This window comes from Paraburkholderia lycopersici, assembly GCF_900096975.1.
Taxonomy (GTDB): Bacteria; Pseudomonadota; Gammaproteobacteria; order Burkholderiales; family Burkholderiaceae; genus Paraburkholderia; species Paraburkholderia lycopersici.
This window is the reverse complement of sequence record NZ_FMYQ01000010.1, coordinates 54,442-70,623: the sequence shown is the minus strand read 5'-3', so window position 1 is coordinate 70,623 and position 16,182 is coordinate 54,442. Positions and strand designations below refer to the sequence as shown.

Annotated in this window: 17 protein-coding genes and 2 pseudogenes; 2 read left to right on the top strand and 17 right to left on the bottom strand. The window is 61.8% G+C overall.

What is annotated here, in order from left to right; genetic code table 11:
• Positions 1-54 precede the first annotated feature (54 nt).
• The 7 genes from BLU17_RS13085 to BLU17_RS13055 all read right to left on the bottom strand — a co-directional run bounded on the left by BLU17_RS13085 (position 55) and on the right by BLU17_RS13055 (position 6,826).
• Positions 55-834 carry an amino acid ABC transporter ATP-binding protein gene (locus BLU17_RS13085; protein WP_091997154.1) on the bottom strand — a complete coding sequence of 260 codons (780 nt, stop codon included), beginning with the start codon at positions 832-834 and terminating at the stop codon, positions 55-57.
• Between the two features lie 49 nt (positions 835-883).
• Entirely contained in the window at positions 884-1,612 is a 729-nt protein-coding gene (locus tag BLU17_RS13080; RefSeq protein ID WP_176929067.1) for an aspartate/glutamate racemase family protein, read from the bottom strand.
• 26 nt (positions 1,613-1,638) lie between these two features.
• Positions 1,639-2,544, bottom strand: a complete 906-nt coding sequence (gene dapA, locus BLU17_RS13075) for a 4-hydroxy-tetrahydrodipicolinate synthase (protein ID WP_091997153.1) — start codon at positions 2,542-2,544, stop codon at positions 1,639-1,641.
• A 92-nt stretch (positions 2,545-2,636) separates the two neighbouring features.
• The gene (locus BLU17_RS13070; RefSeq protein WP_091997152.1) at positions 2,637-4,007 is read right to left on the bottom strand and encodes an aldehyde dehydrogenase family protein; all 1,371 of its coding nucleotides are present in this window, start codon (positions 4,005-4,007) and stop codon (positions 2,637-2,639) included.
• Between the two features lie 19 nt (positions 4,008-4,026).
• The gene (locus BLU17_RS13065) at positions 4,027-5,334 is read right to left on the bottom strand and encodes an FAD/NAD(P)-dependent oxidoreductase (protein WP_091997151.1); all 1,308 of its coding nucleotides are present in this window, start codon (positions 5,332-5,334) and stop codon (positions 4,027-4,029) included.
• Positions 5,331-5,591, bottom strand: a complete 261-nt coding sequence (locus BLU17_RS13060) for a 2Fe-2S iron-sulfur cluster-binding protein (RefSeq protein ID WP_091997150.1) — start codon at positions 5,589-5,591, stop codon at positions 5,331-5,333. The genes BLU17_RS13065 and BLU17_RS13060 overlap by 4 nt, the downstream gene beginning before the upstream one ends.
• 71 nt (positions 5,592-5,662) lie before the next feature.
• On the bottom strand, positions 5,663-6,826 hold the full coding sequence (locus tag BLU17_RS13055; RefSeq protein WP_091997149.1) for an NAD(P)/FAD-dependent oxidoreductase: 1,164 nt from the start codon (positions 6,824-6,826) through the stop codon (positions 5,663-5,665).
• 225 nt (positions 6,827-7,051) lie between these two features.
• On the opposite strand from BLU17_RS13055, the gene dapB reads away from it, so the two are divergent.
• Positions 7,052-7,855 (top strand): 4-hydroxy-tetrahydrodipicolinate reductase, encoded by an 804-nt coding sequence (gene dapB, locus BLU17_RS13050; RefSeq protein WP_091997148.1) that lies wholly within the window; start codon positions 7,052-7,054, stop codon positions 7,853-7,855.
• A gap of 74 nt (positions 7,856-7,929) precedes the next feature.
• Here dapB and BLU17_RS13045 read toward each other — a convergent pair whose 3' ends face one another.
• From BLU17_RS13045 to BLU17_RS13035, 3 genes are all read right to left on the bottom strand, one after another.
• Positions 7,930-8,976: a porin gene (locus BLU17_RS13045; protein ID WP_176929065.1), complete on the bottom strand. Its 1,047-nt coding sequence runs from the start codon at positions 8,974-8,976 to the stop codon at positions 7,930-7,932.
• 173 nt (positions 8,977-9,149) lie between these two features.
• A complete protein-coding gene (locus tag BLU17_RS13040) occupies positions 9,150-9,809 on the bottom strand; it encodes an amino acid ABC transporter permease (protein ID WP_091997146.1) in 660 nt (219 codons plus the stop codon).
• Positions 9,810-9,829: 20 nt separating this feature from the next.
• Positions 9,830-10,675, bottom strand: a complete 846-nt coding sequence (locus BLU17_RS13035) for a transporter substrate-binding domain-containing protein (RefSeq protein WP_091997145.1) — start codon at positions 10,673-10,675, stop codon at positions 9,830-9,832.
• Between the two features lie 163 nt (positions 10,676-10,838).
• On the opposite strand from BLU17_RS13035, the pseudogene BLU17_RS13030 reads away from it, so the two are divergent.
• Positions 10,839-11,526 (top strand): annotated as a pseudogene (locus BLU17_RS13030) (IS6 family transposase).
• Between the two features lie 408 nt (positions 11,527-11,934).
• On the opposite strand, the gene BLU17_RS34395 reads toward BLU17_RS13030, so the two are convergent.
• From BLU17_RS34395 to BLU17_RS13000, 7 genes and pseudogenes are all read right to left on the bottom strand, one after another.
• Positions 11,935-12,063 carry a hypothetical protein gene (locus BLU17_RS34395; protein WP_425434089.1) on the bottom strand — a complete coding sequence of 43 codons (129 nt, stop codon included), beginning with the start codon at positions 12,061-12,063 and terminating at the stop codon, positions 11,935-11,937.
• 69 nt (positions 12,064-12,132) lie between these two features.
• Positions 12,133-12,670 (bottom strand): annotated as a pseudogene (locus BLU17_RS13025) (transposase); the annotation flags it as partial.
• 323 nt (positions 12,671-12,993) lie between these two features.
• On the bottom strand, positions 12,994-13,794 hold the full coding sequence (locus BLU17_RS13020) for an IclR family transcriptional regulator (protein ID WP_245746836.1): 801 nt from the start codon (positions 13,792-13,794) through the stop codon (positions 12,994-12,996).
• Positions 13,751-14,239, bottom strand: coding sequence for a hypothetical protein (locus BLU17_RS13015; RefSeq protein ID WP_091997306.1), 489 nt, complete (start codon positions 14,237-14,239; stop codon positions 13,751-13,753). The genes BLU17_RS13020 and BLU17_RS13015 overlap by 44 nt, the downstream gene beginning before the upstream one ends.
• Complete coding sequence (locus BLU17_RS13010) at positions 14,236-14,562, bottom strand: (2Fe-2S) ferredoxin domain-containing protein (RefSeq protein WP_091997143.1); 327 nt, start codon at positions 14,560-14,562, stop codon at positions 14,236-14,238. Before BLU17_RS13010 ends, BLU17_RS13015 begins: the two co-directional genes overlap by 4 nt.
• Positions 14,563-14,572: 10 nt before the next feature.
• Positions 14,573-14,872, bottom strand: a complete 300-nt coding sequence (locus BLU17_RS13005) for a ferredoxin family protein (protein ID WP_091997142.1) — start codon at positions 14,870-14,872, stop codon at positions 14,573-14,575.
• A complete protein-coding gene (locus BLU17_RS13000) occupies positions 14,869-16,179 on the bottom strand; it encodes an FAD-dependent monooxygenase (protein WP_091997141.1) in 1,311 nt (436 codons plus the stop codon). The genes BLU17_RS13005 and BLU17_RS13000 overlap by 4 nt, the downstream gene beginning before the upstream one ends.
• Positions 16,180-16,182: the final 3 nt, after the last annotated feature.

Here is a 16,182-nt window from a genome sequence, read left to right as displayed (position 1 = left end):
GTATGGGCTATGGATGGGAGCCGCACGCCATGCGGTGGCGTTCGTTGCGGCTGCTCACGCGCCTGGCGATCGCGATGCCGCGGAGAAGCGCGCGAGAAATGAACGCGTGGCCGCCTCGACAGGGTTGTCAATGACGATGTCCGGCGCCCCTTTTTCCACCACCAGGCCATCGCGCATAAATACTACCGTGTCAGAAACATCGCGGGCAAATCCTATCTCGTGCGTGACGAGCACCATTGTCATGCCCGCTTCGGCCAGTTGTCGGATCACGGACAGCACCTCGCCCACCAGTTCCGGATCGAGCGCCGAAGTCGCCTCATCGAGCAGCATGACCGCGGGCTCCATTGCGAGCGCTCTTGCGATCGCAACCCGTTGCTTCTGGCCGCCCGACAGGTTGTCCGGATAGCGGCTCGCGCGGTCGGCGAGACCGACGCGTTCGAGCAGTGCCATCGCCTTGTCGTGCGCAATGGCCTTCGGCTCCTTGCGCACGGTCACGAGGCCTTCCATGACGTTTTCCACGGCGTTCATATGCGGGAAGAGGTTGAAGTGCTGGAAGACCATTCCCGTCGTCGCGCGAAACGCGCTCAACTGCGAGGAACGCACGCGGAGTTGGCCCGCGCCGAACGCGATCTCGCGTTCGCCGACACGCACGCTGCCGGCGTCGGGAATCGTCAGCAGGTTAATGCAGCGCAAGAGCGTCGATTTGCCGGAGCCCGAAGGACCGAGCAGTGTCGTCACGCTGCCTTTGCCGAGCGACAGCGAAATGTCCCGCAGTACGTGATGATCCCCGAATGACTTCTTCAGGTTCCTGATTTCGATTATCGTTTCAGACACAGTTGGATTCCTTCGGCCTTACCGCGCGCCGCGGTCGGCCATGCAGACATCAGAAGGGGCGGCCGGGCTGGAGCCCGAGCACAAACCAGCGGATCAGCGTGACGACGTCGAAGACCGGCAGACCCGTCGCTGTACTGACGGCGGCGGCGAACGGCGGCATGTTCGTGCATTCGCATAAAATCGCGCCGACTTCGGGGCAGCGCTTTACGAGCAGGCAGGCTGCCCGCACCATTTCCGCTTGCAGTACCGTGAAGTCGGGAGCGTCGTCGAGCTCCGAGTCGGAGAACACGCGCCGAAACAGGCTGTCCGCTGGCATGCCTTCGACCGGCGTCGACGAATCGACGCCGGCCGCGGCGAGGTGCCGTGTAGTCAGCGCATCGGCATTGAACGTCAGGATGCCCACGCGCCGCCCGCGCGGCAGCATCGCTTCGACGAGCGGCGCCTGCAATAACGCGCTCGTCGCGACCGGCACCGGCAGCGCCTCGCTCAGTTCGCGCTGGAACAACGCGAGAAAGCCGCAACTCGTCGTAATGCCGCGCACGCCGAGATCGACGAGTTCTCGAGCCGCTTCGATGAACGGTTCGAGCAGCCCCTCGCCCGCGCGATCGACGACGCGTTCCGGCGTCGCGCCGCGCACGACCTTGAACTGCAACGGCACCGGCCACGTCTTGCCGTTCCCGATCTCGCCCGGAAAGCGGCTGAAACGCGTATCGAGCATCAATACGCCTAGCGTAAGATCATGCACGACGGGGCGCCGCAGTGACGGTGCGATGGACATGGCATGCCTCCTTGCCGCGGCGGGCGTCAGCCGACGATGTCGCTGTAACGCTCCAGACATTGCAGCAAAGCCGTCTCCGACTTCGCGGCGAGTCTGGCCAGCGGCAAGCGCACGTCGGGCGACATGAGCCCGGAGGCCGCCAGTGCCGCCTTGACGGGAACCGGATTGCTCTCGATGAAAAGATGCTTCACCAGGTCGAACACGCGGTCGTGCAGCCGCAGCGCCTGTGTCAGGTCTCCCTGGCGCCACGCCGAGTACATTTCCAGCAACTCGTGCGGAATCAGGTTCGATGCGACGCTCGTCAGGCCATCAGCGCCGAGCGCGTAGAACGACAAAGCGAGCGCGTCGTCGCCGCAGTGTATGACGAACGATTCGCCACACGCGAGGCGCAGCTCGGTCACGCGTTCGACGCGCCCGCCGGCCTCCTTGATGCCCACGATGTTCGGATGTGCCGCCGCGAGCCGTGCCGCCGTATCGGCCGCTAGTTCGACGCCGGTGCGGCCAGGCACACTGTAAAGGACGACAGGCACCGACACGGCCGATGCAACGGCGGAGAAATGCTCAAAGAGTCCCTCTTGCGTGGGCTTGTTGTAGTAGGGCGTGACGACCAGCAGGCCGTCCGCGCCGATCTCAACGGCGCGCCGCGCCTTCGCGATCGCCACGGCTGTGTCGTTGGCCCCCGCGCCCGCGAGGACGAACGCGCGGCCGCGTGCGCGTTCGACCGCGATACGGATAACGGTTGCGGTTTCGGCATCCGTCAGCGTGGCGGCTTCGCCGGTCGTGCCGACGGGAACGATCCCGTGCACGCCGAGGTCGAGTTGGCGCTGCACGTGACGATCAAACGCGTCGACGTCTACTTCACCATGCTTGAAGGGGGTGACGAGCGCGGTGAACACACCGCTCAGCGTCGCTTTCCAGTCGGGCTTGTTCATTCATTCACTCCGGATGTGGCGGCATAGCCGCCTTGAAGGCTTGTGCGGGCCGTCTGCCTCGCACTCAGGTCGATGTTGCTTGTTCGCGCAGTTCAGTCGATCACGACTTTCAATTCGCTCATTTCGCGCAGCGTCACGTGAACGCCTTCGCGCCCGAGGCCGCTCGACTTCACGCCGCCGAACGGCACGTTTTCCGCGCGGAAGTCCGGTCCTTCGTTGACCATCACACCGCCCACGCGCAGTTCGCGCGCGACGCGCCGCACGAGCCGGTGATCGTTCGTGAAAACACCCGCCTGCAGACCGTACGGACTGTCGTTGATCTCGCCGATCACCTCGTCGATTGAATCGAATGGACGCACGGCAATAACCGGGCCGAACGTCTCCGTGCGGACGAGATCGGTATCGGCGGACACGGTATCGAGTAGCGTCGGTGCGAATAGCGTCGCGTTGCGTGTTCCGCCGACGAGGCACTTCGCGCCGTCGTCGATCGCGCGGCGCACGCGGCGCTCAACCTCGGCCGCCGCCGCTTCGTCGATCACCGTGCCCATGTCGGTTTCCACATTCGATGGGTCTCCGAAGCGCACTGCGCGCACGCGCGATTCGAGCAATTCGAGCATGGCGGGGCGGATAGCGCTGTGCAGATACAGCTTCTTCACCGCCGCGCAGCTTTGCCCCGCGATTTCGAAGCGATGCCCGATCGCCGTATCCGCCGCGCGTTCGAGGTCCGCATCCGGCATCACGACAAGCGGATCGTTGCCGCCCAGTTCCATCAGACAGCGCACGAGCCCCGCTGCATTCTTCAGCGCGAGGCCCGCCGTCGGACCGCCCGTGAAGCTCAGCAGGTCGATGTCGCTACGCGCGAGCATCATCGCGACGTCCGCGCCACCGTGCAGCACCTGGAACAACCCATCCGGCAAGCCTGCTTCGCGTGCAAGCTCGCCGAGCATCTGCGCGGCAAGCGGCGCCTTGGGCGAGGGCTTCGCGATGACAGCGTTGCCGGCCGCCAGTGCCGGGCCGAGCTTGTGACACAGCAGGTTAAGCGGATAGTTGAACGGCGTGATAGCCGCGACGACGCCGGCCGGCTCATAGGTGAGCGTCGCCTGTTTGTCTGGCGAGCCGGGCACCACGGCGCACGCCAGCACCTCGCCATGCAGCACGGTGCCAGCCTCGGCGGAAAGCCGCAGCGTGTTCTGCGCGCGTCGTACTTCGTTGCGCGCCTCGCGAATGGTCTTACCCATTTCGCTGGAAATGGTCCGCGCGAATTCATCCGCGTGGCGGTTCATCTGATCGGCGAGCGAGAACAGCAGTGCCTTGCGTTCGGCTGGCGTCGAATGGCGGTACGCTTTCCATGCGCGCCGCGCGCGTGTGACCGCGTCGGTGATGTTCTCGGGCGTCGCGGCGGTCAGTCTTCCGACGACCACCTGGTTGAAGGGATTGCAGATATCGAATCCGGAAGTGTTCATGATGTTTGGCTCAAGGTGTTCAAAGCTCGTTGGCGGATGCGAGGGCCTCCACCGAGACCGGCCTGATCGGCCACCTCGGCGACGCACCGTCTATTTCATCGGGAGGGAAGTCGCAACCCGCTTCCAGTGCCACGCGGCTCGCGGCCCGTGCGCAGAAGCGGCCTTGGCACGGCCCCATCCCGACGCGCGAGAGCAACCGCATCTCCCGCGCTGAAGTCGTGCTGCCGTCGTCGATCAGTTGCGCGTAGGTCACGCCCTCGCAACGGCAGACCACCGTGTCCGGCGTGATCGGCGGCGGTTCCGTCCGATAGAGGCAGGCGAGCGCCGACTGGAACATGCGGGCGCGTCGTCGCCAACCCGGTTCAGCCGCGAGCGCCGTTTTCCCGCGCAGTTCGGCGGCAATGCGGCGAGCTGCGATGCGCCCGTCGCCGATCGCCGCGTCGGCGCCGAGAATCTCCCGGCAGTCCCCCGCGCGGGCGATCCTGATGCCGTGCAGGCTGCCTTGCGGCAACGCGCGGTCGTTTGGCCTCAGTCCGTCGTGCAGCACGACGAGGTCGGCCTCGAACTCGATGGCGGGGGTGTCGTCCCGTACCGCCGTCACGCGCATCCCGTTGCCGGAGCGGACGATCTGCGTCACGGTGTAGCCGCGCAGGCGCGGGACCCTGTGCAGGGCGAGCCGGCACAGATAACCGACCCCCTCGGCGAGCAGCGGCAGGCGCGCTAGAAGCTTCAGCGCGGCGAGCGGACTCGCGATCGCATTCCTGCGCGGGTTCGCACTTTCGATCAGCGCGGCTGGCGGATTGCCGAGCGAGGCGAGCTGGCTTGCAAGCGCAAGCGGCAGTGGGCCGGTCCCCACGATCACGATGCGTCCCGCGGTCGGCGCGCCGATTTCCTTGATCTGCACCTGCAGTCCCCCGGCCGTCACCACGCCTGGCAACTCCCAGCCGGAACGCGGCAGGATCTCTTCGGTGGCGCCGACGGCGAAGATGATCGCGGACGGGCGCAGCGTACGGACGCGTCCTTGCGCGCGGACGTCGAGCAGACATTGCCCTTCGCCGTCGATCCCGGCGAACACGGTCTCGGTCAGCACGTCGATCTTCGCAGCATATGTGTCTAGCGCCGCGAGGAGCCGCGACCAGTTTCGCCTGTGGCGGCGCGCAACGGGTGCCGCGCCCGGGCCGCCGTCGTGACGTGCGCGATGAATGGCGCCGCCAGGCGTGCTGCGCTGCTCGACCATAAGCACGGAGAGGTTCTGCTTCGCGAGTTCGATTGCAGCAGCCACGCCGGCAGGTCCACCGCCGACCACCAGAACATCCGGTCCGTTCATTTGCGCTCCATCACGGATTCGAAGGCAGGCTCCACGATCCTTTGCGGCATCGCACGCGTGATACACGCTTCCACAGGTGCGCCGTCGCCGGTGGAGACAAGGCAGCCCTGGCACTGGCCGATGCCGCAAAAATAACGGGCCGATTGACCATTCGCGGAGCGGCCGAGGCACTCGTGCCCGGCGCGCCTGAGCGCCGACGCGATCGTCTCTCCTTCGAGAAACGTCACAGGTTCGTCCTTCCAGATAAATTCAGTCATCCTTTCTAATCCGTTTGTGTGATGTCCCAATGGTGCATCCCTATGCAAGCTCTATTCGAGGATGTGCCTGCTCAGTGAAGATGCGCCGACTCGCCGAACCGCGCCGGCGAAAACGGCCCGATATCGATTGAAGGCACCCTGCCGCGCACGATATCCGTGGCGACACTGCCCATCAGCGGTCCGAGACAGATGCCGTCTCCCTCGAAGCCCGTCGCAATCGACAGACCGCTCACGGATGGATGTGCGCCGACGATCGGCAGGCCGTCCTTTGTGGCCGTCCGTACTCCCGAAAACGTCCGGATCACGCGTTGTCGGCGCAGCGCCGGATACACGTCAAGTGCCTCACCGAGAATCGCGGAGATGTGGCGCACCGTGGTTTCGTGATCGCCGAAACCGTCTTCGCGCGTGCCGCCGATCAGAAATTGCCCCGTACGCAGAGGATCGATCACGAGGCTGACGGGATTGCGCGCGCTGCTGGACGAACGCTTTGCCGCGAGATACGCGGCCGACATCAGCGGACCTTGCAGCGCCGGGACGTTGTCCATAGCGCGATCGGTAATGATGATCTGGCCTTTGCGCGGGCGCAGAACGTCGCCGAATCCGGCAAGCGCCGCCGAACCCGATCCCGCGGCAATCAGCACCGCATCGGCGCCGAAAAAGCCGGCCGTCGTCTCGACGCCGACCGCGCGGCCGTCTTCGACACGCACACGCCGCACCGGCGCATGGCGAACCACCCGTGCATGAGAGAGACGCAGCATCCGGTTGACGATCTGGTAACCGATCGCATGTCCGTCCCCGGGAACGGCAATCCCGGCAACGACGCAGCGGCCGAGCCCGGGCACGTGCGCGACTAATTCCGCGCGGTCGAGGTGGCACACCGTTTCGCCGGTGCTCGCGAGATCCTCGCCATGCAGCGCGAGCAGCGCCATTTCTTCTTCGGTGCGCGCGAACATGAAAGTCGGGCGCGTATGGAAGAGACCCGCCAGGACGCCCTCACGTTCGAGGGTTCCGTACAGGTTTCGCGCCGCGCGAGCAATCGTCATCATCGGTCCCGGCTTCTTGCTTGCCACCGACACCGCACCATCCGATGCGCCGGACGCGCCCGCAGCCGGTGTTCCTGCATCGATCACCGTTACGCCGAATCCGGCGTTCGCGAGATAGTAGGCAGCGGCTGCGCCTACGATACCTGCGCCTACGATCACCACCTCGTTGCCTGAACCAGAACGATTCGTCATGCTCTGTGAAACGCACAAAATTGGAATACGTGCAGCTTATCTGGACGTAAAACATTCCTCGATATAAATGAAACGTGGAACATTGAAGACTTTTTTATATCTAGCCGCAAAAGGGCGCGTGCTACTCTCGATCCGTATCGTTCAAAGAGCTGCACTGCTCAGCAAGCATAGACGGCATCTGGAAAATCAGATCAAAAAGCGGTGCAATGTACCAAGGAATAGCGAATGGAATTGTGGCGAGTAGGCGTAGCCGGGGCGACCGGACGTATGGGGAGAATGGTGATCCGTGCATTACAGGACGCACCGGACCTCGAATTCGGTGCTGCGCTGTCACGACAGGGCGCGCGTGCCGTCGGCACATCCGCCACGGCGTTTCTGAACTGGGCAACCGATGTCGAGATCGACGACGACATCGAGCGGGCGCTCGACAAGATCGACTGTCTCATCGACTTTTCCGCTCCCGACGCGACGTGCCACTATCTCGAACCGTGCTTGCGTCACGGCACTGCGATGGTAATCGGAACAACCGGACAGGATGCCGAAACGCTGGCGAAGATCCAGGCGGCCTCGGCACACATCCCCATCGTACATGCTGCCAATCTCAGTCCGACTGTTTCCGTTATGGCGCGCATGCTGGAAATGGCCGCTGCGTTGCTTCGCGATTACGATGTCGAAATCGTCGAATCGCATAACCGCAGCAAGGTCGATGCGCCATCCGGCAGCGCGTTGTGGTTCAGCGAAGTGGTCGCCGCCGCACGGGGTTATCCCCGGGGCGACATCGTTGTGTACGGGCGCGATGCGCAGGCTGGTCCGCGCAAACAGGGGACAATCGGCATCGCTTCGGTGCGGGGAGGGAATCTTGTTAGCGAGCACACCGCGCTGCTGATCGGCGATCTCGAACGCATCGAGATCCGCCACATCTGCGACGACCGCGCGGTCTATGCGCATGGAAGCCTTCAGGCTGCCCGCTTTCTGCGTAACCGGAAAGCAGGGCTATATAGCGTGGCCGATATCGCTGTGAGTGCGTAAGCGCGACCGAAGTGCCGATATTGCGTGACCCGGCTGGGCCGGCGTCACGCAGTCACGCCGGATCTGCCGTAGTATCAGAAGCGGTGGCGGATACCGACATGAACGTTCACCTGCCGGGGAGTCGACGACGCGGCGAGCTGGCCGATCTGGGCCTGCGTTGCGCCGCCAGCCGCCGTGCCGTAGATGAGCCACGCATAGAGGTCGGTACGCTTCGACAGAATATAGTCGGCAAGCAAGTTGTATTGTCGGTATTTCGGATGCTTTCCGAGTGTGCCAACGTTAGCGTTCGTGATATCGGCCGTGGCCGCAAGCCGGAGATTCGGTCTCACCATATAGTCGCCCTGAATCAGGTACGTGTTGAACTGCGCGTTGCTGCCGTTAATCGAATCCGTCAACACTGAGTGAGTCATGCCGGTACGTGCGACGAAAGCGCCGATCTGGTACGCGGCCCCGACTGCGGAAATGTTCAGCGCACGGGCATTCGGCAAATAAGGCCCGAACGTGACAATATTGGATGCGCCCGTGCCGTTCCACCATACCTGATATGGGTCGCGGATGGACGTGTAGTTGATGCCCGCAGAAAGCGGCCCACGCGCGTAGTTCATACCCGCCCCAAATGCACTGCTCGTTGACAAATGCCCCGCCGCGCCGCCGAATGCATACATCGTCGAGAACGAAAGGCCCCAGTACTTCGGGCTCTTGTACTTGATCATGTTGTTGGTCGCCCAGTCATTGCCCGCATTGTCCAGATCGTAGATCGGCGACGAGGCGCGCCCGTTGCTTAGGATTGGGCCAAGATTCTCGACGATCGTGTCGTATTGCCGTCCCGCCGTGATACTACCGTACGGCGTTTCGATGCCGACATATGACTGGCGGCCGAACTCGCGGCCGCCGTTGCCCAGCGCGCCCGAGGTCGCATCGAATCCGTTTTCGAGCCTGAAGATCGTCCGGTAGCCCCCGCCTAGATCTTCACTCCCGATCAGTCCCCATCGGCTACCATCCCACGCGCCGCTGCGCATCTTGACGACTGCGCCGCCGCCGGCGTTGTTGATGTACGAAATGCCTTCGTCTATTTCTCCATACAGCGTGAGGCTACTTTGCGCCATGACCACGCCCGGCACACAGATCATCAATGCACCAATTCGATATTTTTTCATCGGTTATCCTTAGTAATAAAACTGCATCCCCGGTTGCTTTACGGTGGCTTTTTGGTACATGAAAGGTTTGGGAGTGCCGATGCGGCAGTTGCCCGAATTCAGGCAACGTGCATCGGCATCGGTGAGAACTGGGATAATTACCGCGCGGCGGCGCGTCGCTCGATATTGCGCGAGAGCATCGTGGCAGGCAGAAGTACCGCCAGATAAATGAGCGCTATTACTGTGTATGATTCGAGCGGGCGATACGTTTCGTGCGCAATGGACTGCCCCTGATAGACCAGATCAGGTACGGCGAGAACCGATAGGAGCGAAGTGTTCTTTAATTGCATGATCGACTGGTTCATCAGCGGAGCGGTCATGCGACGGAATGCCTGTGGCAGCACGATTCGCCGCATGATCTGCAACGCACGCATACCCAATGCCTGGCCAGCTTCGGTTTGTCCAGGTTCGATCGACAGTATCCCGCCGCGAATAATCTCCGAATAGAATGCTCCGCCATACAACGACAGGGCGAGCACCGATGCCAGCTCGGCGGAGATATCCACGCCGACGAGTACGGGCAGTGCGTAATAAAACCAGATCAGTTGAACCAGCACGGGCGTACAGCGGAAGACTTCGACATAGATATTCATCGGGATCGTCAGGAACCGCTTTCCCGTAAGACGTGCCAATGCCGAAACCAGTCCGATCGCCAACCCGAGCGCTACACATAGCACCGTGTATTTGACGGTAAACCATGTCCCTGCAAGCAGCAGAGACTTGAACGAATACAGAAAATCGAAATTCCAGTGGTACACGATGACTCCCGGGTTGCTGCCTAAAACTGGACGACTGCCGGAATTTCCGCCGGCTTCACGCCCATCAGTCGATCCATGTTGGAGAAGACGATGTTTTTGACCGTGTCGCTCTGATGCATAGTCTTAAGCCATGCGTTCAAATAATTCAGCCATGCCTTGTCCGGCTCTTTGCGAACGCCCGCGCACGACGAAGTGAGCTTCACGGGTTGTGGAATCACCAGCTTGCCGATATCGGGATTTTTTTTGATGGTACCGGCAGCGAGCGTGATAACGAGTGGCTGCACGTCGGCGCGGCGCGTCTGCACGGCCAGCGTGGCGGCGTTCGACGTTTCAAATCGGAGGATCTTCGCCTTCGGGCAGAGGCTCGTCACGAGGTTGTCGTATGACGAGCCGACGTCAACCGCAATCGTGACACCCGACTGGTTCAGGTCGCCCCACGTGCGCCCGGTAAAGCTCTTGTTGGCAATCAGGCTATAGGCGTTGTCGTAGAGCGGATCGGTGAAGTCGATCACGGCCATGCGTTGTGGTGTCGGATTCAGGCCGAGAAAAAGGTCAATCTTCGCGGACTGCAGATCGAGAATCGCATTGCCCCAAGTGGTTTCGTAAAGCCGAAGCTGGACATTCATGGACGACGCGAGACGTTTCGCGAAATCGATGTAGATCCCACTCCATTCGCCCGTCGTGTGGTCCTTGTGAAAATTCGGCTCGCCGTCGGCGACTGCTCCGATCTTGAGTACCTGCGACTTGCGAATCGCGTCGAGCGTCGACCCCGACTGAGCGTATGCTGTCGCCGTCACCGAACAGGCCGCCGATGCTAACAGTGCAGCACTGCAGCCCAAAAATTCCCTTCGATTGAGTGTTTTCATTTGTCCTCGCGTTGTCCAAATCCTCTTTGTATGCGCTGTGCCCGGTGAGACCTCCACATGGGGCTGCGACGTGCGGCAAGTAGAACCGGCACAAAAAAAATTGAGAATGCTATATTGCGTCGTGCTCTTAGGCTTTTTTTTATAGGTAACCGGCCAAGGCTGATTGCCAGCCGCGTCCAGGCCGTTGCAAAGGCAATGTCAAGTTGGGGGGCGCTACCGCTTTAACCTGAGCCTGCGGGAGGTCGAGGAGTTGCTGCTTGAGCGCGGCGAGGCGGTCAGCTACGAGGGTACGCAACTGGTGAGAGCGGTTCGGCGCGCAGCTTGCGCGGCGCGCGAAGGCGGCACGCACCAAGCGGGGTTCCACCTGGCATCTCGACGAGATGTTCGTGAAGCTGCGCGGCGAGCCGTACGCGCTGTGGCGGGCGGTGGACGAACACGTCACCGAGCTGGATGTACTGCTACAAAAGTGCTGCGACAAGGCCGCAGCCAAACGTTTTTTCAGGCGGGTGCTGCGTTCGCACGCAGTGCCTCGGAAGATCGTTACCGATCAACTGCAGCTATCCGGCGGCAAAGGCAGAGCTGCCCAAACTGGCCGGCTTGAAGCACGCATTCGTAACGGCAGCGACCCGGGTCAACAGTCGCACCGAGAACAGTCATCAGCCCACGCGTCGTCGTGAGCGCCAGATGCAGGGTTTTCGCGACCCGCGGCGCACTCAGGCGTTTCTCTCGCGTTGTGGTCCAATCCGTCAGCACTTCGCCGGATAAAGGCCGCCTCCCATCGCGCAGCACTTCAAGCGCGTCTGTTCGTCTGGCAGTGCTGGACAGGTGTGGATAACATCGTGGCTAATTAGGAAGGAAGCCTTATCGCCGTGGAATGGCACACCCCATCTCCGTCAATTTGACAATGCCGCGCATACTGCGTGTCACGCTGAGTAGGAGGATCAACGTGTCACGCGTCGGGGATGCGGCTTGTCGCTTCTGTAACGCACAAGAGGTGACGGAATTAGGGGAGGCGAGCGCTTTGGCGTGTCTGGGTTCTATCTTTTCCTTCCTCGTAATACGCCCGGTTTTGAGCAATAACGTCGAACGAGTCCTCACTGACGATTCTGTTGAAAAGCTCGCTTTTTGGCATGGATGTTTTTGGCGGCTCGAGTTCGCAACTCTCTGGTGCGGCAGTTGCGATAGAGTTTTCGGGAGACGATCGGCCGCCCCGACGTCCCTCAAGCGATCGTTTTCACCGCGTTCTGACTCGTCGGCGCCTACCGCTTCGCCACTCGCCGCAGATTCTGCGCTGTTGCGGCCAACAGAAATTCGTCGTGCGCACCGCTGGGTCCGCGCAATCGCAATCGAGCAAGTTTCAAGATTCGCTTCAAGTGCGCGAACAGCATTTCCACGTTCTTCCGTTGTCGGCGCGAGTGCCGATCTGCGTCTTCAGGTGAAACTGGATTGGGATTGGCTTTCTCGAACGCAACGAGATACTTGCGAACCGCACGGCTCGGACCATCGCCTTTGCGCCAGTCAGTCACTTCTTCTCCATGCACGCCGCGCGCGATTCGCGTCGGCCTTAACCACGCTGGCGTCCACGGCGAATCCCTCGCCTTCAACGAGTCCGTCACTCATGCGGCGACGTAAAATGGATTCAAAGACGTGCCGCAAAGCCTCGCTGTCGCGAAAGCACCCATGTCGGTTCCTGGAGAACGTCGAGTGATTCGGCACTGAGTCTTCAAGTCCGAGCCGACAGAACCAACGATGTGCAAGGTTGAGATGAACCTCTTCGCAAAGACGACGCTCCGATCGGATACCGAAGCAGTAATCCACAAGCAGCATGCGAATCATGAGTTCCGGATCTATGGAAGGACGCCCCGTATGACTGTAGTGAGGCGTCAAATGCTCGCATAAGCCGTGGAGCTCGAAGTACCGATCAATGTCGCGCAACAGATGCGTTTGCGGGACGTGATCGTCAAGGTTGAAGGAGTAGAAGAGTTTGTCTTGCCCGCAACCTTGACGACCGTCATCGGACGCCGCAGTTCATCCTTTCTTTCGAAGACCAGATTCGGCCCTCCAGGAGACCGCGCCAAAGCAGGGGCTCAAGCCGGGTCCCAGCGACCATGGCCGAGGGAGAGTTTATGGTGGGATACTTCAGCGGGGTAAGGTCACCAATCATTATGCATTCGGGCACCGAATAATAATTATTCTTGTGATTGGATTAAACGCCAGGTTTCGACGTAAAACTGCAGCTCGTCGGGTTGCCAGAGTGCCCTGCCGCGAACGCCATTAGCGCCTGTGGAGTAGATCACCGCCGAACCATTGTTCCCGTGTTAAACCTCAGCCGGTGCGGGAAATTGTCCGCCTAGCTCGAAGCTGAGTGCTCGTGCTGTTTCCCAGACTGGAGTAACCCATACGTGCTGCACGCGTTCCGATGGCGAGATCAGGGTAATCGCTCCGAGCACTTCGCCCACCGGCCCGAACACGGGGGCCGAGATTTCCGACAACTCAGCGTCGTAGTCGCCGGTGAGCAGGATAACCTGTTCACGGCGGATCTGACGTCCGAGAGCCGGGTCGCCGAGGTGTGCATAGGCTTGCAGCACGCGCCCGGCCGCGCCCGCGCCCAGCGGACGCAGATCGCCCTTTTCTATGCTGTCCCTCACAGCATGGATAGAGGCAATGCGATGCAGGCAAAGTCGAGACACGCCCTGGCGGACATAGAACGCCGCACTCTCCTGGGTAGTTTTGGCAAGTTCGTGCAACGCCGCTACGATGCGGTCCGCATGTGGAAAGGACCGCATGTACGTCGCATGCAGTCTTGCTATGGCCGGACCCACGACGTATCTTCCGTCCGGACCCCGGGCAACGAGATTTGCGCAGCCGAGAGAGGCGAGCAAACGAAGGATAGTGCTCTTATATAGACCCGTAGCGTGCGCGATCTCGCTCAGCGACATTCCGCCGTCGCCTTCGGCCAGTACAGCCAGTACCCATAGCGCCCGATCGACAGCGGCGACGCCACCAGTTGCGGGTTCATGGAGTGGGACTCTGCTCGTCGGCTGGGCTTCGGGCACGGTGAGGGAATTGCCGTATTCATTTTTGTGATTGAGACTGCGCGAGCAATGCTTCGACGACACCAAAGCCAATCCGGTCGCCTGTATCGATCGTGCGCAGCTTGTTCACGAGCTCCAGGGCGATCGCGCGTTCGCCTTGCCGCACGCTGATGAATGCGAGCGCCTTCAATGTGAACAGCCAGAACCGGGCAGGACCGGTTGTCATGAAGTCGGCGTCGCCCGGCTGCACGGATCGCCAGTCGAGATCGATCGAGGCCTGCCGGGCGGCAACGGCCAGCGCCTTGCGGGCAACTTCGTGCGCCTGTCCCAGCTCGCCCCGGGACGCATGGAATTTGTAGAGCAGGTAATAGAGCGGCAGGCTTTGTGGCGCGATGAGCACGGCCGTCCACAGCGCGGCGCCGGCTTCGGCGCGCGGGGTGCCGCGCGCTGCATCGATCAGGTGTTGCAGGCCGGCGGGAGCCTCGCCGCCGAACAGATCCGCCGACTCCACGCCGGTAAGGAGATTCACCACACCGCCTCCGGCGCGACGAGGCGCGCGACCGGCTCGCCTCCTTCGAGATGGGAAGTAAAGATCTCCGCGACGTTGTCGGGCGTCACGCCGCGGTACAGTACGGCTTCCGGATAGACCACCACATTGGCTCCCTGGTCGCAGGGGCCGAGGCAGCCCGAATAAGTGATCGCGACCGTTTCGTACGCGTTGCGCTTTTGCTGCTCGGCCCAGAAAGCCTGGAGGAGGGCGGCCGATCCCTTGCCGCCTCCGCAGGAGCCGCGCGGGTGCTGCGGCGAGCGGTTCTGGGTGCACACGAAGACGTGCCGTTGCGGTTTGCTCATGGTCGTTCCCCTAGCCGAACTTGAACAGGATGCCGTGCCCGCCGCGCGGGTATTCCCATTCGATGTTGTCGTGATCCGTGCACAGGATGCGGCAACTGCCGCATTCGAGGCAGCCATCGGTGATCAGCGTGACCGAACCGTTGCCCTCGACCTTGTAGCACGATGCGGGGCACACGAACGTGCAGCTCTTCTCGCGGCAGTCGTTGGTGCAGACGTCGGCGTTCCTGATGCGGATGTGAGGCCTCCCCGCGTCGACCCGGTAGCGGTTCTGGAACAGCTTTTCCTCGACGTTGACGGAAACCATGCTCATCGAAATGCCCTCCAAAGTTTGTATGCGTCGCCGACGAGGCCGCTCAGCGAGCGGCTCCTGCGAAAGCTCGACATGACCTCGCGTTTCTTGGTCTTCTTGTCGATGCCGTCCACGGTGATCATGGTGCGGGCCGCGTTCGCGAGAAGATCCGGATAGGTCGTAAAGAACTGCGGATTGCGGTGCAGGATGTCTGGCATGTCGCGGTACTTGTGAAGATCCTTCATGACGAAGCTGCCGTCCAGCGCGGCCTTGTATGGCGAAAGCGCGGTCGCGCGGTACCCTCGGCCAGCCGCTTTCGCGGAGATCACGGTTTCGGCGGCGAGGCGCCCGGTAGTCATCGCGAGATTGGAGCCTTCGCGATGTGCGGCGTTGACGAAGCCGCCCGAGTCGCCCACGATCATCCAGCCGTTGCCGTATACCTGTGGAATCGCGTTGAAGCCGCCCTCGGGGATCAGGTGGGCGCAGTACTCCTTCATCTCGCCACCGGCGATCAGGGGGGCGATGGAAGGGTGATGCTTCATCTGTTCGAGCAGCACATAGGGGCTCGTGCGGTTCGGGTTTTTCTTGAAGTCGCTCAGCATGCAACCCACGCCGATAGTCAGCGATTCCTTGTTGGTGTAGAGGAAACCGGTGCCCATCATCCCGTCGGTGATGCGCCCGACCATCTCGATCACCACGCCTTCCTCTTCGCCGATGTTAAAGCGCTGGCGAATCGTCTCTTCGGGCATGAAAAGAATCTCCTTAACCGCCAGCGCGACGTTGCGGGCCTGGATTTCGCCGTGAAAACCCGCCTTGCGTGCAAGCGTGGAGTTCACGCCGTCCGCGAGGATCACCACGTCTGCATAGACGTCGCCCTGCTCGCGGTCGCATTGCACTCCGACCACCTGGTCACCGTCCATGATGAGGTGATTCACCGTGGTTTCGCAGATCAGCAGCGCGCCGGCTTCGCGCACCTTCGACGAGAACCACTTGTCGAACTGCGCGCGGATGATCGTGTAGCGGTTGTACGGCGGTTTGTTGTAGTCGTCGCTGCGCACATGGGTGCCGACGAACGACGTGTCGTCGAGCATCCACATGCGCTGCTCGATGATGTGGCGTTCGAGCGGCGCGTCTTCGCGAAAGTCGGGGATGATCTCTTCGAGCGCCTTCGCGTACAGGATCGCACCCTGCACGTTCTTGCTGCCGGGATATTCGCCGCGTTCGATCTGCAGCACCTTCAGCCCGGCCTTGGCCATCACATAGGCCGCGGCGTTGCCGGAGGGGCCGGCGCCAACCACGATCGCATCGAATTGCGAGGGTTTTTTCATGGG